At 64.1% G+C, this 23300-nt stretch carries 17 protein-coding genes; 9 read left to right on the top strand and 8 right to left on the bottom strand.

From position 1 onward, the window contains the following. Positions 1 to 35: 35 nt before the first annotated feature. Positions 36 to 3455 carry a glycosyltransferase gene (locus GSQ75_RS02255; RefSeq protein WP_158752903.1) on the bottom strand — a complete coding sequence of 1140 codons (3420 nt, stop codon included), beginning with the start codon at positions 3453 to 3455 and terminating at the stop codon, positions 36 to 38. Positions 3456 to 3619: 164 nt separating this feature from the next. Here GSQ75_RS02255 and GSQ75_RS02250 point away from each other — a divergent pair, with 164 nt between their 5' ends. Beyond that, positions 3620 to 4381: a YdcF family protein gene (locus GSQ75_RS02250; RefSeq protein WP_158753866.1), complete on the top strand. Its 762-nt coding sequence runs from the start codon at positions 3620 to 3622 to the stop codon at positions 4379 to 4381. 8 nt (positions 4382 to 4389) lie between these two features. On the opposite strand, the gene GSQ75_RS02245 is transcribed toward GSQ75_RS02250, so the two are convergent. After that, positions 4390 to 5820, bottom strand: a complete 1431-nt coding sequence (locus tag GSQ75_RS02245; RefSeq protein WP_158752902.1) for an aldehyde dehydrogenase family protein — start codon at positions 5818 to 5820, stop codon at positions 4390 to 4392. Between the two features lie 167 nt (positions 5821 to 5987). Here GSQ75_RS02245 and GSQ75_RS02240 point away from each other — a divergent pair, with 167 nt between their 5' ends. Next, positions 5988 to 6755, top strand: coding sequence for a slipin family protein (locus GSQ75_RS02240; protein WP_158752901.1), 768 nt, complete (start codon positions 5988 to 5990; stop codon positions 6753 to 6755). Between the two features lie 45 nt (positions 6756 to 6800). Here the strand turns inward: GSQ75_RS02240 and xseA are convergent, their stop codons facing one another. Together xseA and GSQ75_RS02230 are read right to left on the bottom strand one after the other, a co-directional pair. Beyond that, positions 6801 to 8150: an exodeoxyribonuclease VII large subunit gene (xseA, locus tag GSQ75_RS02235; protein ID WP_158752900.1), complete on the bottom strand. Its 1350-nt coding sequence runs from the start codon at positions 8148 to 8150 to the stop codon at positions 6801 to 6803. Between the two features lie 99 nt (positions 8151 to 8249). After that, positions 8250 to 9704 carry a phospholipase D-like domain-containing protein gene (locus GSQ75_RS02230; protein ID WP_254058409.1) on the bottom strand — a complete coding sequence of 485 codons (1455 nt, stop codon included), beginning with the start codon at positions 9702 to 9704 and terminating at the stop codon, positions 8250 to 8252. Between the two features lie 66 nt (positions 9705 to 9770). On the opposite strand from GSQ75_RS02230, the gene GSQ75_RS02225 reads away from it, so the two are divergent. Beyond that, entirely contained in the window at positions 9771 to 11723 is a 1953-nt protein-coding gene (locus tag GSQ75_RS02225; RefSeq protein WP_254058408.1) for an acetyl-CoA hydrolase/transferase C-terminal domain-containing protein, read from the top strand. Between the two features lie 19 nt (positions 11724 to 11742). On the opposite strand, the gene GSQ75_RS02220 is transcribed toward GSQ75_RS02225, so the two are convergent. After that, complete coding sequence (locus tag GSQ75_RS02220) at positions 11743 to 12873, bottom strand: GAF domain-containing sensor histidine kinase (RefSeq protein WP_254058472.1); 1131 nt, start codon at positions 12871 to 12873, stop codon at positions 11743 to 11745. Positions 12874 to 13133: 260 nt separating this feature from the next. Between GSQ75_RS02220 and ispG the strand changes: the two genes are divergently transcribed. Both ispG and GSQ75_RS02210 read left to right on the top strand, forming a co-directional pair. Further along, on the top strand, positions 13134 to 14393 hold the full coding sequence (ispG, locus tag GSQ75_RS02215) for a flavodoxin-dependent (E)-4-hydroxy-3-methylbut-2-enyl-diphosphate synthase (RefSeq protein WP_158752896.1): 1260 nt from the start codon (positions 13134 to 13136) through the stop codon (positions 14391 to 14393). Positions 14394 to 14498: 105 nt separating this feature from the next. Beyond that, entirely contained in the window at positions 14499 to 15311 is an 813-nt protein-coding gene (locus GSQ75_RS02210; protein ID WP_254058407.1) for an HD domain-containing phosphohydrolase, read from the top strand. On the opposite strand, the gene aat is transcribed toward GSQ75_RS02210, so the two are convergent. The 3 genes from aat to trxB are packed head-to-tail and all read right to left on the bottom strand — an operon-like array spanning position 15280 to position 18207. Then, positions 15280 to 16062: a leucyl/phenylalanyl-tRNA--protein transferase gene (gene aat, locus GSQ75_RS02205; RefSeq protein ID WP_158752894.1), complete on the bottom strand. Its 783-nt coding sequence runs from the start codon at positions 16060 to 16062 to the stop codon at positions 15280 to 15282. The genes GSQ75_RS02210 and aat overlap by 32 nt on opposite strands. Beyond that, a complete protein-coding gene (locus GSQ75_RS02200) occupies positions 16059 to 17204 on the bottom strand; it encodes a GNAT family N-acetyltransferase (protein ID WP_158753865.1) in 1146 nt (381 codons plus the stop codon). The genes aat and GSQ75_RS02200 overlap by 4 nt, the downstream gene beginning before the upstream one ends. Before the next feature lie 40 nt (positions 17205 to 17244). Beyond that, positions 17245 to 18207 (bottom strand): thioredoxin-disulfide reductase, encoded by a 963-nt coding sequence (gene trxB, locus GSQ75_RS02195; protein ID WP_158752893.1) that lies wholly within the window; start codon positions 18205 to 18207, stop codon positions 17245 to 17247. Between the two features lie 218 nt (positions 18208 to 18425). On the opposite strand from trxB, the gene ald reads away from it, so the two are divergent. From ald to GSQ75_RS02175, 4 genes are all read left to right on the top strand, one after another. Then, complete coding sequence (gene ald / locus GSQ75_RS02190) at positions 18426 to 19490, top strand: alanine dehydrogenase (RefSeq protein WP_158752892.1); 1065 nt, start codon at positions 18426 to 18428, stop codon at positions 19488 to 19490. Positions 19491 to 19534: 44 nt separating this feature from the next. Further along, a complete protein-coding gene (locus GSQ75_RS02185) occupies positions 19535 to 21859 on the top strand; it encodes a DNA translocase FtsK (RefSeq protein WP_158752891.1) in 2325 nt (774 codons plus the stop codon). Positions 21860 to 21928: 69 nt separating this feature from the next. Continuing rightward, positions 21929 to 22594 carry an outer membrane lipoprotein chaperone LolA gene (gene lolA / locus GSQ75_RS02180; RefSeq protein ID WP_158752890.1) on the top strand — a complete coding sequence of 222 codons (666 nt, stop codon included), beginning with the start codon at positions 21929 to 21931 and terminating at the stop codon, positions 22592 to 22594. 7 nt (positions 22595 to 22601) lie between these two features. Then, complete coding sequence (locus GSQ75_RS02175; RefSeq protein WP_158752889.1) at positions 22602 to 23294, top strand: YoaK family protein; 693 nt, start codon at positions 22602 to 22604, stop codon at positions 23292 to 23294. Positions 23295 to 23300: the final 6 nt, after the last annotated feature.

The following is a 23300-nucleotide window of genomic DNA, read 5'->3' as shown; positions in this document are numbered from 1 at the left end:
GATGATCAATCAGTCCACCATCCATCCGATTCAGCTCATGGCTTCAGCTCGGCGCTGGTGTTTACCGTCGCCTTGCGATCCTGCTTGCCCCAGCCTACCGAAGGTCCACGGATGGCTGTCCAGACCGAGCGCACCACCACGTAATACATCAGCTGGCGGTAGCCGAAACGTTGCAGCACCAGCCACCACATCAGGCTCCATTTCTCCTTTTTTTCCATCGCGAAGGCGAGCGCTGCGGCAGCGAGATCAACGGCCATGAAGGCGGCGTAGTAGATCAACATCTTCTTCAGGTTCGCGTCGTTGAACTGGCCGCGGTGCTGCAGGTAGTCGAGGGTGGTGGCGATGATCTGCCAGACCAGCAACAGGTCGACCAGCGGCGACACCACCGAGAAGATGATCTGGAACAGCCATACCTGGGGCAGCGCCACCATGCCGAGGGCGCCATAGCGGGGGCGGAAGATGACGCCGTGGTGTTTCCACAGGCATTGCAGGGTGCCGTAGGCCCAGCGGAAGCGCTGGCGGGCGAGGCCGCCGGCGGTATCCGGTGCTTCGGTCCAGGCGATCGCTTCGCTGTCGAACAGGGTGTGGTAACCGGCCTTCTGCACGGCGAGGGTGAGATCCTGGTCTTCGGCCAACGTGTCGGCGGGAAAGCCGCCGAGCTGTTCCAGTGCCTCGCGCCGCCATGCGCCGACGGCGCCGGGCACGACGGTGATCGCGCCGAGCGCGGCGAGTGCACGGCGTTCCAGGTTCTGTGCGGTGATGTATTCCAGTGCCTGCCACAAGGTGATCAGGTTGATGCGGTTGCCGACCTTGGCGTTGCCGGCCACAGCACCGACCCTGGGATCATTGAACCAGCGCACCAGTCGCGGAATGGTGTCCGGTTCGAACTGGGTGTCGGCGTCCAGCGCCACGACCACCGCACCGTTCGATTCACGCAATGCGGTGTTGACGGCATGGGCCTTGCCGCCATTCGGGATGGTGATGAGCCGCACCCGCGGCTCGTGCGCGTAGTGCTCGGTGACCACCGCCGAAGTGGCGTCGGTCGAACCGTCATCGACGACGATCACCTCGAGGTTCGGATGCCGGCTCTTGAGGATATGGCGGATCGAGCTGGCGATCACCTTTTCTTCGTTGTAGGCCGGGATCAGCACCGAGACCAGTGGCGGATCGTTGCCGAGTACGGGCAGGACGCGGCGCCGTTCGCGGGCACGGTTGACCAGGGCGAGTCCACCGAGCAGCAGCAACCGGGCGACGCCCAGCCAGATCGCCACGAGCACCAGCCAGAGCAGCAAGTGCCCGAACATGCCAAGCGTGAGGAAGACCGAACGGTCAGCCCAGCGCGACAGGGAACCAGGCGGCAGTGGCGGCATCGTCTGGTCGCGGGTCAGGCCAGCCAGCGTCGACACGGTGACGAAATCGTAGCCTTTGGCGCGCAAGCCATCGATGATTCGCGGCAGCGCGGCCACCGTCTGCGAGCGTTCACCGCCGCCGTCGTGCAGCAGCACCACCTGGCCCTTGCGATCCGGGTTGGTGGTGGCGATCTGGCTCAGCACGCTGTTGACGATCTGGTCCGTCCCCGGTCGTTGCCAGTCGTTCGGGTCGATGTGCAGGCCGACCGAGATGTAGCCCATCTTCTGCGCGATCTGGATCGGCACCAGTTCGTCGGCGGTTGTGGGTTCGGCATCACCGAAATACGGCGCACGAAACAGGCGCAGCGAGCGGCCGGTGAGCGCCTCGAACAGTCGCTGGGTGGCGTTGAGCTCCAGCGACACGATGCCCGGCGGGCTGTCACCGAGGTTGGGATGGGTGAACGTGTGGTTGCCGACGTCATAGCCCTCGTTGACCTCGCGCTGTACCAGTTTGGGCGACATCTCGGCGTTCTCGCCGATGATGAAGAACGTCGCCGGGACGTTCTTGGCCTTGAGGATGTCGAGGATCTGCGGCGTCCATTCCGGATCGGGACCGTCGTCGAAGGTCAGTGCGATCTTGTGCGGCAGCGTGCCGGCGCGCTGGATCACGTAGGAAGTGGGCAAGCTGGTATAGCTCTCGTCATCGATGCTGCCGTCGTCCTTGTCCACTTCGACGGTGCGCGCGCCAGGCGAGGGCGCGGACGCGATCTCGAGCACCTCGCCCTGGCCCTCGATGTCGATGTCCTCGCCCTGGCCGATCGTGCGTAGCTGCTCCGGTGCCGCCGCGCCGTAGTTGCGTCCCAGCACTGGCCAGATCGACGGATCCTCCGAGCCCAGCCGCCACAGCGCATAGCCGTAGGGCTTGTAGTCGTCGGCGGCATGGATCTGGTTGTATGCAGTGACGCCGTCGAGGAACCACACCTGGTGCGCGGTGCCATCGTCCTCGCTGTAGGAGAAGTGCGGGTTCTGCGTGTCCGGATCGAAGGCGATGTCGGCCTGCGCGTCGGACGCACGGTCCATCGCATCCTGGAAGGTGAGTGCCTCGGCGTTCTGCCCGCGCGACCAGTCGTAGCCGTAGCTGCCAATCGCCACGATGGTCTGGTCCGGATCGAGTACTTTCATGCGCTTGTCGAGCGTGCGTTCGAACCAGTCCTGGCCGGCGATACTGCCCGGGTTCTTGCCGGCCCAGTGTTCGTCGTAGGCCATCAGCAGCTCGAAGTCGACGATGTCGGCGTAGCCTTTGTAATCCCAGGATGCATCGTCGAACGGCACCGACAGCACGATGCCCCAGTTGTGCGGATCGAACTGATCATTGAGTTCGGACAGGAAGGCCTTGAGGTTTTTCTGCGCGCTCTCGGGCACTTCCTCGAAGTCGATGGTTATGCCCTGGAAATGATTGGCGGCGATGAACGCGACGATCTGCGCAATGCGTGCCTGGCGCATGGCGGGGTCCGCCAGCATGCGGGTGAGGCCTGGGCCGTCCCAGTTACCTCCCACTGCGTTCTGCAGCAGCGGCAGGATCGGCGTGGAGGGTTTCTGGGTGCGGATCAGATCCAGCGCCTTGGTATCGATAGCGGTATGCAGCGCCATGTCCGGGCCGCTCAGGCTCATCCAGGTGGGGATCACCCAGTCCAGCGTGGGCAGCCCGCGTTTCAGCGATGCATAGCTGCTGTCATCCCAGTTGACGTAGAAGCCGATCGCCAGCGGCCGACCGGCCGGCTTGTCCAGTGACGGTGGCGGCGGTGTGCGCGCCGCGTTGCCCTTGCCGGCATGCGTGCGTGACGGATGCAGCAGTTTCTGCCGGGCGCGGACTTCCGCTGCCAGTTTGGCAGCCGGCTTCAGCAATTCGGGTGCTGCTGCCTTTACCCCGGTCAACGCATGCCGTGTGACGCCAAGATGCAACCCGCTCATGCTCGGCCCGACAAACAGGCTGATCGCGCATGCCACCACGAACAACGTGCTGACCACGCCGGCGGCCAGGGCCAGGCGCGAGACATGGCTGGCCCGTCGGCCGGTTGGGTCGAAGAAGATCGGTTTCTTTTGCATGCAGGTAAGGGAGCCGCAAACGCGTGGGTAAGCCAGTGTGCACGGAGCCGCTTAACCGTGCTGGAGCAGGTCATGATGATAAGGGATCGGCTGGCTGATCGCGGAGGGCGCCGGTGCAACGAAGCATCGGCATAATGGCGTCTGCATTCCCGCTGGCTGCGCCAATGACGCTGAATATATTGCTTGTCCTGATCCTGCTGGCGATCGTGCTGGCGTTGCTGAAATGGCGTCGCTGCAGCCGCGTATTGATGTCTCTGGCATTGATCCTTCTGCTGGTGATCGGTTGTGGCCCGGTGCCAACGTGGCTGCTGAAGCGGTTGCAAGCAGCCTATGCGGTGGATGCACCGATCGCGTGGGGGCAGCGCAATGTGATCGTGCTGCTGGGTGCGGGTACGGTTCGCGTGGCGGATACCGGCTCCGTGGAGGCAAGCCTGTACGCGTACGGGCGCATCAACAAGGCCGCGGCGCTGTATCGCGCCTGCAAGCAGAGTGGCCAGCTGTGCAAGGTCGAAGTGAGCGGAGGTGATGCGCGCGCGCTGGGCAGGCCGGAAGCCGCGATCTACGGCGAACAGTTGCAGCGACTAGGTGTCGATGCCGCGGATCTGCTGCTGGAATCACGCAGCATGAATACCTGGCAGAACGCGCAGTTCAGTGCCCCCTTACTAAAGGCTTACGGCGCGGATCGCGTGCTGCTGGTGTCGTCGGGCTTCCACCTGCGCCGCGGCATGCTGTACTTCACGCATTTTGGTATCCCGGCCACGCCGGTGCGGGCGGATTACGTGAGCGGTGTCGCGTCATGGTGGCCGCTCTCGTACAATTTCGCCATGGCTGACTTGGCCCTGCACGAATATGCCGGCATCGCGCAGAACCAGGTGTACGAAGCCATGGGCTGGAACGTGCAGGCGACAAAACCTGGTGCGCTGTAGGCCAGAGCTTATCGCTCGCGCATCACCATCAAGCGTAGTTCGGTCATGTCCTCGATCGCGTAACGCACGCCCTCGCGGCCGAGGCCGGACAGCTTGATGCCGCCGTAGGGCATGTTGTCGACGCGGAAGCTGGGGATGTCGTTGACGATCACACCGCCCTGTTCCAATTCGTTCCATGCGCGCATCGCATGGTCGAGGCTGTCGGTGAAAATGCCGGCTTGCAGGCCGTAATCGGAATCGTTGACCAGCGCGATCGCCTGGTCGAATTTCTTGAACGGGGCGAGCAGGGCGAATGGGCCGAAGGCTTCCTGGCGGTTGGCCTTGGCGTCGACCGGCACGTCTTCCATCAAGGTCGCTTCGAGCATGTTGCCACTGCGCTTGCCGCCGCAGAGGACCTTGCCGCCGGCCTTCTTCGCTTCGTGGATCCAGTCGTGCAGGCGCTCGGCGGCGGCCTCGTCGATCATCGGGCCCAGGAACACGTCTTTGTTTTTCGGGTCGCCGGCTTTCAACTTTTTGGTGGCCGCGACCAGCTTCTTCTTCAGCGCGTCGTAGACGTCGGTATGTGCGTAGATGCGTTGCACGCCGATGCAGCTCTGGCCGGACTGGTAGAACGCGCCGAATACCAGCCGTTCGACTACGCGATCGAGGTGCGGGCCCTGATCCGCATCGATGATGCAGGCGGCATTGCCGCCCAGTTCCAGCACGACCTTCTTGCGGCCGGCGCGGGCTTTCAACTCCCAGCCAACCTGGCCGCCGGTGAACGAGAGCAGCTTGAAGCGTTCGTCCTCGACCAACGGCGCGGCGTGCTCGCCATCCAGCGTGAGGATCGAGAATGCCCCCTTGGGCAGGTCGGTTTCGGCCAGTACTTCGCCGATGATCAAGGCGCCGATCGGGGTTTTCTCCGCTGGCTTCAGCACGAACGGGCAGCCGGCGGCGATCGCCGGCGCCACCTTGTGCGCGACCAGGTTCAATGGGAAATTGAACGGGGTGATGAACGACACAGGCCCCAGTGGTACGCGTTTGGTGTAGCCGTGGTAACCGTCGAGGCGCGAGGCCAGTTCCAGGTTCAGCGTCTCGCCATTGATGCGCACTGCTTCCTCGGCGGCGATCCGGAACGTCTCGATCAGCCGGGTCACCTCGCCGGCGGCGTCCTTGATCGGTTTGCCGGCCTCGATGCACAGCGCTTCGGCCAGTTCATCGCGCCGCTCGGCAAAACGTTGTGCGCAATGCTGCAAAACCGCTTGTCGCGCCCACGGCTTGAACGCACGCATGGGCGCGGTGGCTTTCACGGCGGCGGCAATCGCCTTCTCGGTGGCTTTCGCATCCGGTACCGCAACCCGCGTGGCGACCTTGCCACTGTACTTGTCCAGCACGACCAGGTCGGCATTCGGCTGCTGTGGTTGGTTGGCGAGGTAGTAGGGGTAAGTTTTCTTGAGCATTGTGGCGACCATCGAAAAGCAGGTTGCCGGACAGCATAGATGGGCGACATGTTCAGTATTCGTGACAAACGGCCGTGCCGCAGTCTCTGCGGAAAGTCAGGATGCATTGCGGCGCAGACACCCGCGTACACTGGTGTTCTCAGCTCGATCCACTTCAGGTGATTTCCATGCCTCTATTCGTCTTCATTGTGATACTGATTTTTCTCGGCCTCAGCGGCCTGCGGGTGTTGCAGCAGTACCAGCGCGGCCTGGTATTCCGGCTGGGTCGCTACAGCGTCACCCGCGAGCCAGGCCTGACCTGGATCATTCCCGTGATCGAACGCATGCTGGTGGTCGACGTGCGCGTGATGACGCAGGACATCGAGCCGCAGGAAACCATGACCAATGACAACGTGCCGGTGAAGGTGCGTGCGGTGGTCTGGTACAAGGTGATCAACCCGGAGCGGGCGATCGTGCAGGTGGCGAATTTCGAGGACGCGGTGCGCCAGACCGCGCTGACCAGCCTGCGCAGCGTGATGGGCCAGCATTCGCTGGACGAACTGCTGAAGGAACAGGAAAAGCTGTCCAGCATGCTCGGCGAGATCATCGACAAGGTCACCGAGCCGTGGGGCGTCGAAGTCGATCGGGTGCAGATCAAGGACGTGGAGATCCCGCAGTCCATGCAGCGCGCGATGGCACAGGAAGCCGAGGCGCACCGAGAGAAGCGTGCCCGCATCATCAAGGCCGAAGCTGAGCACGACGCGGCGCTGAAGCTCACCGAAGCAGCGGCCAAGATGGCGCATATGCCGATGGCGATGGAGCTGCGCCGCATGCAGATGCTGACCGAGGTCGGCGCGGAGCAGAACACGATGACCATCGTGATGATGCCGTCGGAGTTCGTCAGCGCAGCCAGCGCCTTGGTGCGCCTGGCGGACAAGGCAACGGGCAGCGATTGACTGGATGTGAGTCAGTGGCCGGCGATCGCCAGCAGGCGTTACCGGTTACTTGCCAAGCACCCGCAGGTTGAGTTCACCATCGCTCATGCGGGCATTGACGGTATCGCCCTCGCTGACAGCGGCGACAGAGCGCACGACCTGTCCCGCTTCGTCGAACAGGATCGCGTAGCCGCGTTCCAGCGTAGCCAGCGGGCTTATCGCATGCAGCGCATGGCCCGCATGACGTAGCGCGGTCTGCTGGCGCTCCAGCGTGTAGGTAATCGCGCGGCGCAGGCGCTGGTCCTGCTCGGCGAGCCGACGTGCCAGCAGCGACAGTTGTGTGCGTGGATGCTGTGCCAGCAGACGCGCATGCAGTCGTTCCAGCCGTGTCTGTCGTAGCTGGCTCTGTTCGCGCAGCACGGCACCGAGGCGGTGTTGCAGGTGCAGCAGGCGTTCGCGGTCGCGGGCCAGTCGTGCCTGCGGTCGCTGTGTCTGCAGTCGTGCCAGCAGATGATCGACGCGCTGTGCCTGTGCCTGCAGCTGGCGCTGCTGCAACGTGACCATGCGCTGCTGCAGCTGCTGCAGATGGCGGCCGACTGCCACGGCATCAGGCACCAGCAATTCGGCGGCGGCCGAGGGTGTCGGGGCGCGCAGGTCGGCAACGAAGTCGGCGATGCTGAAATCGATTTCGTGGCCAACCGCAGAGACCACCGGCACCGCGCTGGCATGGATCGCCCTCGCCACTGCCTCGTCGTTGAACGCCCACAGGTCTTCCAGCGAGCCGCCGCCGCGGGTCAGCAGTAGCACGTCGTAGCGGCCACTGCTGGACGCCTTGTTGAGCATTGCGACGATCGCCGGTGGCGCCTCGCGACCTTGTACCGGTACGGGCAAAACTTCGACATCGGCCAGCGGCCAGCGTCGACCCAGCACGCTCAGCACATCGCGCACAGCCGCACCGGTGGCCGAGGTGATCACGCCGATGCGCCGCGCGTAACGGGGCAGGGCACGCTTGCGCGCCGGTGCGAACAGGCCTTCGGCGTCCAGTCGTGCCTTCAGCTGCTCGAACTCGCGTTGCAGTGCGCCTTCGCCAGCCGGCTCCATGTATTCGGCGACCAGCTGGAATTCGCCACGCGGTTCGTACAGGCCGACCTTGGCGCGCAGCAGCACCTGCATGCCGTCGACCGGGCGAAAGCGCAGTGCTGCCGTTTTCGGCTTGAACATCGCGCAGCGCACCTGGGCGCCGCTGTCCTTCAGGGTGAAGTACAAATGGCCGGAGGCGGGCTTGGCCACGTTCGACAGTTCGCCTTCGATCCACACCTGCGGAAACACATCGCCCAGCAGGTCGCGCACCAGCCGGTTGAGCGAGCTGGGGGTCAGGATGTGGCGCGGCGTGGTGTCGTCGGACGGCGCTTGCATAAGGGGAACGAGCCTAGCATGGCGCAAGTATCAAGTCGTGAGAAAACATCCGCTTGACGCCGGAAGTGCAGGGAGTGCATCAAGCACTCCTGGCGGCGATCAGTCGTCGCTCGCTTCGTTCAGTACGTGCCAGCGTCGCCTGCGCAAGCGCCAGCTACGGATACCCAGGTTCAGAGCGAACCAGCCGGCCACTGCGCCAAATGGCCAGCCGATCCAGGCTGGCCACAGGATCGCGACGACTGCCAGCGCGGCCAGCACCAGGGTGCCGATGAACAGCGGTCCGCTCGAGGTATCGCCGAGCACGCGGCGATTGGTCAGTGCCGCGCCCATGCTGTTGGCGATGCGCAAGGCGCCGGCGGCGGCACGGCCGGAACTGCCGCCGCCGTGCCGCACCCGCGGTGGCCGCGTTTCGCTGCTGCGCACCTGCTCGCTGCTGCCGTGACGGCGCCGACGGGTGGCGAGCACGATCTCGGTGGCATTGCCCAGGTCGCGTTCGTATTGCACCGCGAGCTGGCCGGCGAAGCCGGCGTCCTCGACGGCTACATCGAGCTCGTGGTTGCTCAGCCAGCTGGCGATGTTGAGGTTGGACGAACCGACTCGTGCCCATTGGCCGTCGGCGACCGCGGTTTTCGCATGCAGCATCGAGCCGTTCCACTCGAACACGCGGATACCTGCCTTGAGCAAGGGTCGATAACCCGAGCGCGACATGCTTGCCACCGCCGGAATATCGCTGCTGCCGGGCACCAGCAGGCGCACGTCGACGCCATCGCGCGCGGCGGCGAGCAGCGCCTGCACGTAGGGCGCCAGACCGACGAAGTAGGCATCGGTCAGCCACAGCGTCCTGCGCGCCATCGAGGCAATCAGTTGATCGAGCCGATACATGCCGGCGCTGGCCGGCTGGGTGGCGATCAGCCGCAACGACACATTGCCTGCCGGTATTTCAGGTTCCGGTATGGGCGCAAACGGCAGCAGCGGCGAGCCAGCCTCGGCCCAGCTTTGCGCGAATGTGGTTTCCAGTTCCGCTACGGCAGGACCACGCAGCGTCACGCCGGTGTCGCGCCAGGGTGGTACATCGCGCTTCGGGTCGCCTAGCCATTTCGCGCTAATACACACGCCGGACAAGAAGCCCAGCACGCCGTCGACCACCAACAGTTTGCGGTGATCGCGGCTGATCCAGCCCAACGGCTGGCCCAGCTGTGGCGGATTGAATATCCGTACCTCGCCGCCGGCCTTGCGCAGCGGTGCCCAGAACACGTTGCGTGACTGGCCGAGGCAGCCGACCCAGTCGACCACCACGGCGACAAACACGCCGGCCTGTGCGCGTTCGACCAGTGCATCGAGGAAAGCGCGGCCGACTTCATCATTGCGAATGATGTAGTTCTCCAGCAACACGCGTTGCCGCGCGCCACGGATCGCCGCCAGCCACGCGTCATAGTGCGCAGCGGCATCGATAAGCAGATCCACCGCGTTGCCGCCCAGCAAAGGTGCGCCGGCGGTCCGGCTGAGCGCCTGCTCCGCCAGCAGGCGGTTGGGCGTATCGGTGATGAGTGACATGGGTCGAGTGTAGGCCATGGTTTGTCGGCTCACCGTCATCGCAGGGCTTCTGGCATGATCTGGCGCATGCCGATCGAGCACCGCTACAGCGACATCGAGGCCTGCGCGCAATACCTCGCCGACGAGCTGGGTCCGGATCTTCGTATTGCCGCACCGCTGGGTCTGGGCAAGCCGCATGGACTGTTGAACGCGCTATATCAGCTCACCAAGGCTGCTTCAAGCCGTTCGCTGCGCCTGTACACGGCGCTGTCGCTGACCCGGCCGCAACCGGCGCCAGGACTGGAGCGGCGCTTCCTCGGTCCGTTCCTTGAACGGCATTTCGGTGCCGACCAGGTCGATCCGCAATACGCACTGGACCAGGCGCACGACGCGCTGCCGTCGAACGTCGAGGTGCATGAGTTCTACATGCAGTCCGGTGCGCTGCTGCATGCGGGAAGTGCCCAGCGCAACTACATCAGCCAGAACTACACGCATGTCGCACGCGATCTGGTGGTGCAGGACATCAACCTGCTGGTGCAACTGGTGGCACGGCGCGAAGGGCCGGATGGCGTGCACTACAGCCTGTCCTGCAACCCGGATCTCACTCTGGATTTCCTCAGCAAGCAGCAGGCCTCCGGCCGGCAACGGCCGTTGTGCGTGGCGGTGGTACATCCGGATTTGCCGTACCTGGGTGGTGCCGCTGAAGTAGCGGAGGCCTATTTCGATGTGGAGTTGTGCCCGGAAAAATCGCCGCGACTGTTCGCGCTGCCGCGGCTGCCGGTCGACCTGACCGAATACGCATTGGGATTGCATGCCAGTGCGTTGGTCAGGGACGGCGGCTGCCTGCAGATCGGTATCGGCGCGTTGTCCGATGCGCTGGTCAAGGCGCTGCTGCTGCGGCAGCAGGACAACACGCAGTGGCGGCGCGCACTGGTGGGGCTGGATCCGACCGGAGCCACCCATGCACTGGCCGGTCGATTCGGCGGCCTCACGCCGTTCCAGAGCGGTCTGTACGGCGCCAGCGAGATGGTGATGGACGGCTTCATGCACCTGCAGCGCGCGGGCATCCTGAAACGGCGCAGCTGGGACAATCTCGCGCTGGAACGTGCCTCGGCCGCCGGCCGGCTGGCTTCCGATGTACCGGGTGGCCATTATCTGCGCGGTGCGTTCTTCCTCGGCTCGAACCAATTGTACGAATGGCTCGAGGCCACCGAAAAGGCCGACCCGGATGCGATCGACATGTGCCCGGTCTCCAATGTCAACCAGCTCTACGGTGATCATCAGGCGCTGGCGATGCTGCAACGGCGTGGCGCGCGTTTCTTCAACACCTGCATGATGGCGTCTTTGCTTGGTGCGGCGACCTCCGACACGCTGGACGATGGCGCGGTGGTCAGTGGTGTGGGCGGCCAGTACAACTTCGTGGCGATGGCGCATGAACTGCCCGATGGCCGTTCGGCACTGCTGTTGCGCTCGACCCGCAGCAGCCGTGGCGGGATCGAGAGCAATATCCGCTGGAACTACGGCCAGACCACGATCCCGCGCCATCTGCGCGACCTCATCATCACCGAGTACGGCGTTGCCGACCTGCGTGGCAAGAGCGACAGCGAATGCATCGAGGCGATGCTGTCGATCAGCGACGCGCGCTTTCTCGACGCGCTTTGCGCCGAGGCGAAATCGCACGGCAAGCTGGCGGCGGATTTCCAGATTCCCGAGGCGTGGCGCCAGCATCGTCCGCGCCATCTGCATGAGGTGCTGGCGCCACTGCAGCAGAAAGGATTGTTTCCCATGTTTCCGTTCGGCAGCGATTTCACCGAGGTCGAGCAACGCCTGCTGCCAGCGCTGAACTGGCTGAAGGCCACCAGCGGCACCTGGCGCGGCAAGCTTCAGCTGCTGCGCGGATTGTTGAGTCCAGGCGTGCCAGTGGCTGGAGAGCCAGCGGCGCTGGCGCGGATGAAACTTGAAAAGCCCAGCAGCATGGCCGAACGGATCGAACAACGGCTCTTGCAGGCAGCGTTGCGACGAACCGGCTCAGCGAACTGAACTCGGTACCTCTAGGGCATCAGGCTCTCGGCAGCTCAACCGAAAAGCGACTGCCATGGCCGAGTTTCGAACGCACATGCAACGGATGTCCCAACGATTCGGCCGTGCCGCGCACGATCCACAGACCTAGGCCCAGGCCTTCACTGCGCGGATTGGCCTGATGGAATGCCCCGAACAACGCATCCGAATTCGCGTTGTCCATGCCCAGCCCGGTATCGACGATCTCGACCACCACGTTCGCGCCCCGACGACGACAGCCGATCAGTACCGAGCCACACTCGGTGTACTTGACGGCGTTGCCAACCAGATTGCCGAGCAAAGTGGCCAGCAGGGCGGGGTGGCTGCGCACACGCAGCCGCGTACTCACGCTGCGCAACCGCAGTCCCTTGGCAAGAGCCGGCTGTTGCCAGTTCGCCACGACTGCTCCGAGCACATCGGCGAGATCGAATACGATCAGGTCAGGAGTGGCTGATACACCTTCGATGCTGGCCATCGCCGCCAGCTGGGTGAATTCGCGGTCGATCGTGGCCAGCGCCTCGGTGGCTGCGGTCAGTGGCGCTGCCTGCTCCGCACTCAGGCTGCGCTGCACCTTGCGGATCGCATAGGACGCGGTGCGCACGGGCGTTTTCAGGTCATGCCCGGCGATGGCCATCAGTCGCCGACGATAATGGTTGGACTCCTGCGCCTGCGCCAGCAACCGGCGCAATTCGATCTGCGCCATGGTTTGCCGCGCCAGCGCCTGCAGCGCCTCGGTCTGCTCGGGTCGCAACAGGCGCGGTTGCGTATCGAGCACGCATACCGTACCGAGCGGCAAGCCGTCGGGGGTCTTCAGCAGTGCGCCGGCATAGAAGCGCAGGTGCGGGTCACCGGTGACTAGCGGATTGTTACGGAAACGGGAGTCCTGCAACGTGTCCGGCACCACGAATAAATCCTGCTGGAGGATGGCATGAGCACAGATGGAGGTGTCGAGTGGCGTCTCGCGGACACCCAGACCAATCTCGCTCTTGAACCATTGCCGATCGCGATCGATCAGGTTGACCACCGCGATCGGTGCCTCGCAGACAAAGGCGGCAAGCCGGGTGATGTCGTCGAATGCAGCTTCCCGAGGCGTATCAAGGATGCCATAGGCATGCAATGCATCCAGCCGCATCTTTTCGACGCTGATTGGCGAAGAACACGTGATTCCAGTGGGCTCAGGCAGGGCGGACGTTGTGGTTTCGTTCGTCATCAGATCAGCATGCCTGGGGCGCAGGATAGCGAGGTTCAATGCCGGACAGCATAGGTTAGTCAGGCAATTCTGTGTTTCTGAGGGCAATTGCTGTAACCGGCAGTCCCGACTGGCAAACAGCATCGGGTATCCTTTGCACAACGCCGCGTCGTGCAGCGACCGCCCCTTTCCGACTATTCACCATGAGCAACGATTCTTCGCATAAACCCCGGCATGCCGGATTCGCGCAGCGCCGCCCCAGCGTCAGCGTGCAGATCGGCAAGATCACGGTAGGCGGCGGTGCGCCGATCGTGGTGCAGTCGATGACCAATACCGATACCGAGGATCCGGCCAGCACGGCGAAGCAGATCGCCGAGCTGGCCCGCGCCGGCTCCGAACTGGTGCGCATTACGGTGAATACGCCGGCGGCGGCGGCCGCGGTGCCGCGCATTGCCGAGCGCCTGGCGATGATGGGTGTGGAGGTGCCGATCATCGGCGACTTCCACTACAACGGCCATCAGCTGCTGGAACATGAGCCGGCCTGTGCCGAGGCACTGGCGAAGTACCGCATCAATCCGGGCAATGTCGGTTTCGGCAGGAAGAAGGATGGTCAGTTCGCGGCGATCATCGAGATGGCGCTGCGTTACAACAAGCCGGTACGCATCGGCGCGAACTGGGGTTCGCTCGACCAGAGCATGGTCACCACGCTGATGGACGAGAACGCGCGGCGTGCCGATCCGTGGGATGCCTCGCATGTGGCGCGCGAGGCGCTGATCCGCTCGGCGCTGGATTCGGCCGCACGGGCCGAGGAAATCGGTCTCGCGCGTGATCGCATCATTCTGTCCTGCAAGGTCTCCGGCGTGCAGGAATTGATCGCTGTATATCGTGATATCGCCGCGCGCTGCGACTACGCATTGCACCTTGGCCTCACCGAGGCCGGGATGGGCTCCAAGGGCATTACCGCGTCCAGCGCGGCGCTGGCAGTGCTGCTGCAGGAAGGCATCGGCGACACCATCCGCATTTCGCTCACGCCCGAACCGGGTGCCACGCGCACCGGCGAGGTGATCGTCGCGCAGGAATTGCTGCAGACCATGGGCCTGCGTTCGTTCACGCCGCTAGTCACTGCCTGTCCGGGCTGCGGTCGTACCACCAGCGAATTCTTCCAGGTGCTTGCGAAGACGGTGCAGGAGCATGTGCGTGAACAGATGCCGTTGTGGCGGGTGAAATACGACGGCGTGGAGAACCTCACGCTGGCGGTGATGGGTTGTATCGTCAACGGCCCGGGCGAATCCAAGCACGCCAACATCGGCATCTCGCTGCCGGGCAACGGTGAGGCACCGGCTGCACCTGTATTCATCGACGGCGAGAAGGCGATGACCCTGCGTGGTGACAATATCGCCAACGAATTTGTCGGCATCCTGGACGATTACGTGGCACGCAAGTACGCGGTGCGAGCCAGCTGAGGCTTCTGTCACACTGTCATTGTGGCCTGTGCCTCACACTCTCGCCTGCCCGCAAGAAGCGTGGCGTGAATGCCGCGCGCGAGACGTCTTCGCCGGAGCCTTGCCTTGACGATCAGTCCCCAGTTTCGTATCACCTTTGTCTACGTGCTGCTGTCTGCGCTGTGGATCTGGTTTTCCAATGGCGTGTTGAATGCACTGGTGCAAGGGCAAGCCGAGCTCTCGTTCCTGCAGAGCATCAAGGGCACCCTGTTCGTGCTGGTCACGGGAGCCGTGTTGTATTGGATGATCGGGCGCAATCTGCATCGATTGGAGCTCGTCAACCGGACCCTGCTGGAAGGCCACAAGCAGTCGCTGCGCGTGCTGGTGTCGGCGATGGACATCCGCCACAAGGAAACCGGCGACCACTCTGATCGCGTGATGCGCATGGCTACCGGGCTGGCCCGGCTGGCTGGGGTAGAAGGTGAGGCATTGCGCAATCTCGCGCTCGGCGCGCTGCTGCATGACATCGGCAAGCTGGCGTTGCCGGATGCGGTGCTGGTCAAGCCAGGCAAGCTGGATGAAGACGAGATAGCGTTGATGCGCGAACATCCGCAGATCGGCTACGAGTTGCTGCAGCGGGTGGATTTCCTGCACGGGGCGGGCGACATTCCGCATAGCCATCACGAGCGCTGGGACGGCACCGGTTATCCGCAAGGTTTGCGCGGCGAGGCGATTCCGCTGGCGGCGCGGATCTTCAGCATCGTCGACGTCTGGGATGCCTTGATCTCGGCGCGCATCTACAAGCCGGCTTGGCCGGAGGTAGAGGTAATCGACTATCTGCGCAACGCTGCCGGCAGCCAGCTCGATCCAAATCTGGTGGCGCTGTTTCTGGCCAACCTGGACGAGCTCAAGATGCTTGGCCGCGCTGCTGTGGACTGAGCGCGCCTGTGATCTGGTCATTTGCACGATCAAGGCAAGGCTGCAGCAGTCGTGGCGTGTAACTGGCCCAGCTCCCCATGTGGCCAGGCAGCTGGACGAGATGTTCAACGTGCTGCAGGAACTGTTCGCGGCTTATCTCGATGGCGCCAAGCCCAAGCGTGTGCGGATTGCTGACCTGGGTATCGAGCAGCGGAAATTCCAGCTCGTGCAGCAGCCTGGCGAGCGCAATCAGTGCGATCTTCGAACCTCCGCTCTCGGCGCTGAACATCGATTCGCCGCAGAACAACCGGCCGACGGCGACGCCGTAGATGCCGCCGACCAGCCGCGTGTCGTCCCATACTTCCACGCTGTGCGCGTAACCCATGCGGTGCAGTTGTGCATAGGCGTCGATCATCGCCGGCACCAGCCAGGTACCCGACTCCCGTGCGCGTGGCGCGGCGCAGGCGCGAATGACCTCATCGAAGGCATGGTCGATGGTCAGCCGCCAGCGCCTGCCTCCGAGCTGACGGCGCAGGCTGCGATTGATCCGCAGAGTCCCGGTGTGGAACACGCAGCGCGGATCGGGTGACCACCACAGGATCGGTTCGTCTACGCTGAACCACGGAAAGATGCCGAGGCTATAGGCCTCCAGCAGCCGCAGCGGCGACAGGTCGCCGCCGAAGGCCAGCAGTCCGTTCGGCTCGGCCAGTGCATGGCGCGGGTCCGGGAAGTGATCCCGTGCATCGGGATCCAGCAGTGGCAGGCGGGTCATCGTTTTGCAGTGCTGTGATCAGCGTAGGGACTGTGACTTTGCAACTCGGCGGCATAAGCGTCGACCGCTGGCGCCTCGCTTGCAAGCGCAGCGGCTACGGCGGCGCGAAAAGCCGGGTGCACCAGGTAGTGTCGCGAATAGGTGCGCACGGGCAGGAAGCCGCGCGCCAGCTTGTGTTCGCCTTGCGCGCCGGGTTCGAAACGATCCAGTCGTTGGGTGATCGCGTGTTCGATGCCGCGGTAGTAGCACAGCTCGAAATGCAGGCCGGGGACGTCCACGGATGCGCCCCAGTAGCGGCCGTACAGCACGCCGCCGCCCTGCACGAACAGCGCCATCGCGACGATGGTCTCCCCGTGCCGGGCCAGCGCCAGCTGTGCGAGCTGGCCCAGTTCGCCGAGCTGGCGGAAGAAGGTCGCGGTCAGCGCCGCATGGTTGCCCTTGGCGTCGAACGTGGCTTCGTACAGCGCATGCACTTGCCGCCATTCGTCGCGACTCAGCGTATCGCCGCTGCGCCATTCGATCGCCACGCCGCTGGCCTCTACCTGGCTGCGTTCGCGCAGGATGTTCTTGCGCTTCTTGTGGTTGAGCGCGGCGAGGAAATCCGGAAAGTGCCGATAGCCGCGGTTATGCCAGTGGAACTGCACGTCCGAGCGGGCCAGCCAGTCGGTGCCGAACGCGGCGAGTTCGGTTTCCTGCAGGAAATTGGCATGGACCGAGGACAGCCCCAGCCGTTCGGCTTCAGCGTGCATCGCCTCGACCAGCGCGTGTTGCAGCATCGGCGTGCGTTCGTCGTTGCCGGCCAACAGGCGCGGACCCGGCACCGGCGAGTAGGGCACGGCGTTGAGCAGCTTCGGGTAGTACTCGCCACCGGCGCGCTCCCATGCGCTGGCCCAGCTGAAGTCGAACACGAACTCGCCGTGTGAATTGCCTTTCAGATACAGCGGTGCGGCAGCAATCAGCCGACCGTCTTCATACAGTCCCAGGTGATGCGCCTGCCAGCCCCAGTCAGGAAGAATGCAGCCGCCGCGTTCCAGCGCAGCGAGGAACGCGTGCGACACGAACGGGTTCGGGTCGGCGCGCAGTGCGTCCCATGTGTCTGCCGGCAGCTGATCGAGCGCCGGGTGGAAGCGCGCCTCGATCAAGGCACGCTTGCGCTGGTAGCTGCATTGCCGTGCAGGTTCATCAGCTGGCCGGGGTCTGCTGATCCAGCCAGCGCTCGGCATCCAGTGCAGCCATGCAGCCGAAGCCGGCCGAAGTCACTGCTTGGCGGTACACGTGGTCTGCCACGTCGCCGGCGGCGAACACGCCCGGCACCGACGTCATCGTGGCCATGCCGTGCTGGCCGCTGTGGATCTTGATGTAGCCATCGTGCATGTCGAGCTGGCTTTCGAAGATGCCGGTGTTCGGCGTGTGGCCGATCGCCACGAAGAAGCCGGTCGCCTCGATGTCGCGGGTGACGCCGGAGTTGACGTCCTTCACGCGCACGCCAGTGACACCGGTATCGTCGCCGAGCACCTCGTCGATGCTGTGGTTCCACACCAGCTCGATCTTGCCCGCGGCGGCTTTCTCGAACAGCTTGTCCTGCATGATTTTCTCGGCGCGCAGCTTGTCGCGGCGATGCACCAGGTAGACCTTGCGGCCGATGTTGGCCAGGTACAGCGCTTCCTCGACCGCGGTGTTGCCGCCGCCGATCACCACCACATCCTGATCGCGGAAGAAGAAACCGTCACAGGTGGCGCAGGCGGAGACGCCCTTGCCCTTGTACTTCTCTTCGCTGGCGATGCCGAGGTACTTGGCGGTGGCGCCGGTGGTGATGATCAACGCGTCGCAGGTGTATTCGCCCGAATCACCGGTGAGACGGAACGGACGCTGCTTCAGGTCTACCTTGTGGATGTGGTCGAAGATCATCTCGGTATGGAAGCGTTCGGCATGTTCGGCCATGCGCTGCATCAGCGCCGGACCCTGCAACCCCTCGACGTCGCCCGGCCAGTTGTCCACGTCGGTGGTGGTCATCAGCTGGCCGCCCTGCTGCAGGCCGGTGATCATGGTCGGCTTCAGGTTGGCACGAGCCGCATACACCGCAGCGGTGTAACCGGCGGGGCCGGAGCCGAGGATCAGCAGGCGGCTGTGTTTAGGGGTGCTCATGGTTATAATCCTTGGGTTAACTGGCAGCTTTGATCGTTATTCGCTTCAGCCCCTGCCGCGGTTTCATGCAACCGTTTCGCGGCACGCGGCGGAGTCTGAATCCGCAAGGATGGGGAAGGGAGCACTCCGATTCAAGCTTTCCAGTCCATTGATGCTTCATAAACCAGGCTGGGCGCACGCAAGTCGCCCCCGGCTCAAGAACCCACAGGACTGCTCCCATGCGTATCGGTATCCCCTCCGAAACCAAGACCCTTGAAGGTCGTGTTGCCCTCGTTCCCGCCGCTGCCGCCGATCTGGTGCGCCGTGGCCATGAAGTGTTCCTGCAGGCCGGGGCAGGCCTGAAGAGCGGCTTCGCCGACGAGGTCTATGTCAAGCAGGGCATCAAGATCGTGCCGGATGCCGCGGCGCTGTACGAGGCGGGCGAGCTGATCGTCAAGGTGAAGGAACCGGTTGCCGGTGATCTGGCGCTGCTGAAGAAGCACCACCTGCTGTTCTGCTACCTGCACCTGGCCGCCGAGCCGGCGCTGACCAAGAGCCTGCTCGACATCGGCCTGACTGGTATCGCGTTCGAGTCGGTCGAGGAAGACGGCGTGCTGCCGCTGCTGCTGCCGATGTCGGTGATCGCCGGCCGCATCGCCACCCAGATTGGTACCACGCTGCTGCATCGCCCGCAGGGCGGCAAGGGCAAGCTGCTGGGCGGCATGGCCTCGACCCCGCGTGGCAAGGTGGTGGTGCTGGGCGCCGGCGCCGCCGGTGGCAATGCCGCTGCACTGGCCGCCGCGGCCGGTGCCAATGTGGTGGTGTTCGACAAGCGCCAGGACCGCCTCGCCGAGATGATGGCGATGGGTCCGAACGTCACCGCGCTGTATGCCTATGAATCCTCGGTCGCCGAGGAGGTGCGCGATGCCGACATCGTGGTCGGCGCCGTGCTGATCCCCAGCGCCAAGGCGCCGCGTGTGGTCACCGAAGCCATGGTCAAGACGATGGAGCCGGGCTCGGTGCTGGTCGACATCTCGATCGACCAGGGCGGCTGCTTCGAGACCTCCAAGCCGACCACCTGGAAGGAGCCGACCTATGACGTGCACGGTGTGACCCACTTCTGCGTGACCAACATGCCGGGCGCGGTGCCGCAGACTTCGTCGGTGGCGATCTCCGCCGCGATCCTGCCGTACGTGCAGCGCCTGGCGGCCGGCAACGAGTGGCGCGAGTTCGCTCCGCTCGCCGGCGGTATCAATGTCGACGGCGGCAAGCTGGTACATCCGGCATTGCAAGGTATGCTCTAACCCTGTCCGGAACGAGCCGGTCCAAACAAGGGAAACCTTCCAAGGTGGCGCGAAGCGCGAACGTCAAACAACAACCGAAGGAAGGCCTCAGCGAGGAGCTGAAGCGCCGGCTGCGTGAAGCCGGCGCTTTGCTGCTGATGCCGCTTGCGCTGTACCTGCTGATCTGCCTGCTCACCTACGACGCTCGCGATCCCAGCTGGACCAACGCCAACCAGATCAATCTGGTGCAGAATTTCGGCGGCAGTTTCGGTGCGCACATCGCCGATTTGCTGCGCTGGATCTTTGGCTACGTGGCCTACTGCTTTCCGCTGCTGCTTTTGCTGCTGGGCGTGCAGGTGCTGCGTCAGCACGGCGTGCGGACCTCGCACGCGTGGGAACCCTCGTTGCGGCTGATTGGCGCCGTGTTTTTCTTTGTCACCGGCCCGGCGCTGCTGTATCTCGATTTCGGGGATGACCCCGTACCGCCGCAGGGCGCCGGCGGCATCATCGGCCTGTGGGTGGGACGTCCGCTTTCGGAAGCGCTGGACAAGGGCGCGCCGCTGCTCCTGCTGGCCCTTTTCCTGGTGGCGGTGACCCTGGCGACCGGGCTGTCGTGGTTCAAGGTGATGGACTGGATCGGGCAGAGCGTGCTGAAGCTGGTCGACTGGCTCAAGGGCAAGCTGCGCGAGGCGCCAGAGGTGCTCGCCGCACGGCAGGCACGTACCGAACGCGACGTAGTCAAAAAAGCTGATGCCATCAGGCAGGCCAAACGCGAACCCGTGCGGATCGAGGCGCCTCCTGCACCGGTGGCGAAAAGCGAGCGGGCGAAGCTTGAGACCCAGATTCCGCTGTTCGTCGGCGCCGCCACGCCGGGTGAGCTGCCGCCGTTGTCGTTGCTGGACGAGGCGCCGCCGCAAGGTCCTGGCTACTCCGAGGAAACGCTCGAAGTGCTCTCGCGCCAGGTCGAGTTCAAACTGAAGGACTTCAAGATCGACGCCAAGGTGGTCGGCGCCTATCCGGGCCCGGTGATCACCCGCTTCGAGATGGAGCCGGCGGCCGGTGTACGTGGTTCGCAGGTATCAAGTCTGGACAAGGACATAGCGCGTGGCCTGTCCGTGGTCAGCGTGCGCGTGGTCGACGTGATTCCCGGCAAGAACGTGATCGGCCTGGAAATCCCGAATACCAAGAAGCAGATCGTCTACCTGTCGGAGATCCTGCGCTCGGACAAATACGACCAGCTGAAGTCGCCGCTTGCGCTGGCGCTGGGCAAGGACATCGGCGGCAAGCCGGTGGTGGTCGACCTGGCCAAGATGCCGCATCTGCTGGTCGCCGGCACCACTGGTTCCGGCAAGTCCGTCGCGGTCAACGCGATGGTGCTTTCGCTGCTGTACAAGGCCAGCGCGAAAGACGTGCGGATGATCATGATCGACCCGAAGATGCTGGAGCTCTCGGTGTACGAGGGCATCCCGCACCTGCTGGCGCCGGTGGTCACCGACATGAAGGAAGCGGCCAACGCGCTGCGCTGGTGCGTCGCCGAGATGGAGCGCCGCTACAAGCTGATGGCTGCGGTCGGCGTGCGCAATCTGGGTGGCTTCAACAAGAAGGTGAAGGACGCCGAGAACGCCGGCCAGCCGCTGCTCGATCCGCTGTTCCGGCCGAATCCGGAGATGCCGAATCTCGCCGCCGAACCGCTGGAGCCGCTGCCGTATATCGTGATCATCATCGACGAGTTCGCCGACATGATGATGATCGTCGGCAAGAAGGTGGAAGAGCTGATCGCCCGTCTCGCACAGAAGGCGCGTGCCGCCGGCGTGCACCTGATCCTGGCCACCCAGCGTCCGTCGGTGGACGTGATTACCGGTCTGATCAAGGCCAATATTCCGACCCGCATCGCGTTCCAGGTGTCCAGCAAGATCGACTCGCGCACGATCCTCGATCAGAGCGGTGCCGAGGCACTGCTCGGTCACGGCGACATGCTGTATCTGCCGCCGGGCACCGCCACGCCGGAACGCGTGCACGGCGCCTTTGTCGACGATCACGAGGTGCACCACGTGGTCGCTTGGCTGAAATCGCAGGGTGCGCCGCAGTACATCGAAGGCGTGCTCGAAGAGGCGCAACCGACCAGCGACGGCAAGTTCATCAACGACTCCGGCCTGCCGCAGGATGGCGAGGAAGGCGGTGGTGATGCCGATACCCAGCTGTATGACAAGGCGGTGGCGATCGTCACGCAGACCCGTCGCGCTTCGATCTCCGGTGTCCAGCGGCACCTGCGCATCGGCTACAACCGCGCCGCGCGGCTGGTCGAGCAGATGGAGCAAGATGGCGTGGTCAGCGCCCCGCAGCACAACGGCAACCGCGAAGTACTGGCGCCGCCACCGCCGCGGAACTGATGGCGGCATCCATTAAGCGATGACTGCGCAAACTGCGTAGCCATCGAGCCCATGTCCAGAGAGAATCCGATGAAACGCTTCATGCTTGCCGTAACAGCCGTAGTGCTGGCGCTGTCGCTGGGTGCCGTCGCGCAGGCTGCCACCGGGCCGGCGCGCGCGCGGCTCGATGCGTTCGCCACTGGCTTGCATTCGCTCACCGGCCACTTCAGCCAGTCGCTGACCGACATCAACGGTCAGACCAGCAAGACCAGTTCCGGCACTCTGGCGCTCGAAGCGCCGCGGCAGTTCCGCTGGGATACGCTGGCGCCGTACAAGCAGACCATCGTTGCCGACGGCAGCCGGGTGTGGACGTACGATCCTGATCTGGAACAGGTCACCGTGCGCGTGCAAAGCACCGAGGAGTCGCACAGCCCGCTTACCGTGCTGACCGATCTCAAGCAGATGGACCGGGACTTCAAAGTGGTCGAGCAGGGCGAACACGATGGCTTGGTCTGGCTGCGGCTCACCTCCACCGCGAAGGATCCGCAGTTCGATCACGCCGACCTTGGCTTCGACGCGAATGGCCTGGCCCGCATGACGTTCCGCGATCAACTGGGTTCCACCAGCGACATCCGTTTCTCCGACTGGCAGCGCAATGTGGCGATTCCACCGTCCGCCTTCAACTTCGTGCCACCGAAGGGTGCCGACGTGATCGGTGACCTGCCGGTGATCAGCACCCAGCCGCTGAAAGACTGATACGACGGTGCCCGTATTGCGCCAGTTGCCGGGCTGGGCATGGATCGGCGGCGGCGTATTGGCCTTCATCGCCGGTATCGTCAATGCCGCCGGCTACATGGGCTTTCGCCATCAGTCGATCACCAACCTGACCGGTTCCACCAGTCTGCTAGGCATTTCGCTGGGTACTGCCGACGGTGGTGAAGCGGTGCATTGGGCATTGTCGATCAGTGCGTTCCTGGCTGGCGCCATCCTCAGCGGTTTGTTGGTGCAGCAGCGCACGTTGAAGCTCGGTCGCCACTACGGCGTGGCACTTGTGCTGGAGTCACTGTTGCTGTTTGCCGCGGTACCGCTGCTCGATGCCGGCAATTCAATCGGGTTGTACCTGGCCTCGATGGGAGCCGGGTTGCAAAACGGCATGGTCAGCACCTACAGCGGCATGGTGTTTCGTACCACCCATGTTTCCGGCATGTTCACCGACCTCGGCATCTACATCGGCCAGCGCCTGCGTGGGCTCGAAGTGGATACGCTGCGCGTCCGTGTCTGCGTGCTGGTGATTGGCACCTTCATGCTCGGCAGTGCTGCCGGCGCGGTGCTGTTCGGCATGCTGCAGGAGCGCACCCTGCTGATTCCGGCTGCGTTGACCGGTTTATGCGGCGTGGCTTACAGCCTGTACTGCCAGTACACGATCAATACCGGAACGCACCCCGACACGGAGTGATCGGAC

Source organism: Dyella sp. S184, from assembly GCF_009766065.1.
Lineage (GTDB): Bacteria > Pseudomonadota > Gammaproteobacteria > Xanthomonadales > Rhodanobacteraceae > Rhodanobacter.
Note: the sequence above shows the minus strand (reverse complement) of the source record. Positions and strands in the feature narration are given on the sequence as shown.

What these genes read in the sequence shown, in the direction of transcription:
- GSQ75_RS02255 (WP_158752903.1), bottom strand. Translation starts at nt 3,455, where the DNA reads ATGCAAAAGAAACCGATCTTCTTCGACCCAACCGGCCGACGGGCCAGC.
- GSQ75_RS02250 (WP_158753866.1), top strand. Translation starts at nt 3,620, where the DNA reads ATGACGCTGAATATATTGCTTGTCCTGATCCTGCTGGCGATCGTGCTG.
- GSQ75_RS02245 (WP_158752902.1), bottom strand. Translation starts at nt 5,820, where the DNA reads ATGCTCAAGAAAACTTACCCCTACTACCTCGCCAACCAACCACAGCAG.
- GSQ75_RS02240 (WP_158752901.1), top strand. Translation starts at nt 5,988, where the DNA reads ATGCCTCTATTCGTCTTCATTGTGATACTGATTTTTCTCGGCCTCAGC.
- xseA (WP_158752900.1), bottom strand. Translation starts at nt 8,150, where the DNA reads ATGCAAGCGCCGTCCGACGACACCACGCCGCGCCACATCCTGACCCCC.
- GSQ75_RS02230 (WP_254058409.1), bottom strand. Translation starts at nt 9,704, where the DNA reads ATGTCACTCATCACCGATACGCCCAACCGCCTGCTGGCGGAGCAGGCG.
- GSQ75_RS02225 (WP_254058408.1), top strand. Translation starts at nt 9,771, where the DNA reads ATGCCGATCGAGCACCGCTACAGCGACATCGAGGCCTGCGCGCAATAC.
- GSQ75_RS02220 (WP_254058472.1), bottom strand. Translation starts at nt 12,873, where the DNA reads ATGCGGCTGGATGCATTGCATGCCTATGGCATCCTTGATACGCCTCGG.
- ispG (WP_158752896.1), top strand. Translation starts at nt 13,134, where the DNA reads ATGAGCAACGATTCTTCGCATAAACCCCGGCATGCCGGATTCGCGCAG.
- aat (WP_158752894.1), bottom strand. Translation starts at nt 16,062, where the DNA reads ATGACCCGCCTGCCACTGCTGGATCCCGATGCACGGGATCACTTCCCG.
- trxB (WP_158752893.1), bottom strand. Translation starts at nt 18,207, where the DNA reads ATGAGCACCCCTAAACACAGCCGCCTGCTGATCCTCGGCTCCGGCCCC.
- ald (WP_158752892.1), top strand. Translation starts at nt 18,426, where the DNA reads ATGCGTATCGGTATCCCCTCCGAAACCAAGACCCTTGAAGGTCGTGTT.
- lolA (WP_158752890.1), top strand. Translation starts at nt 21,929, where the DNA reads ATGAAACGCTTCATGCTTGCCGTAACAGCCGTAGTGCTGGCGCTGTCG.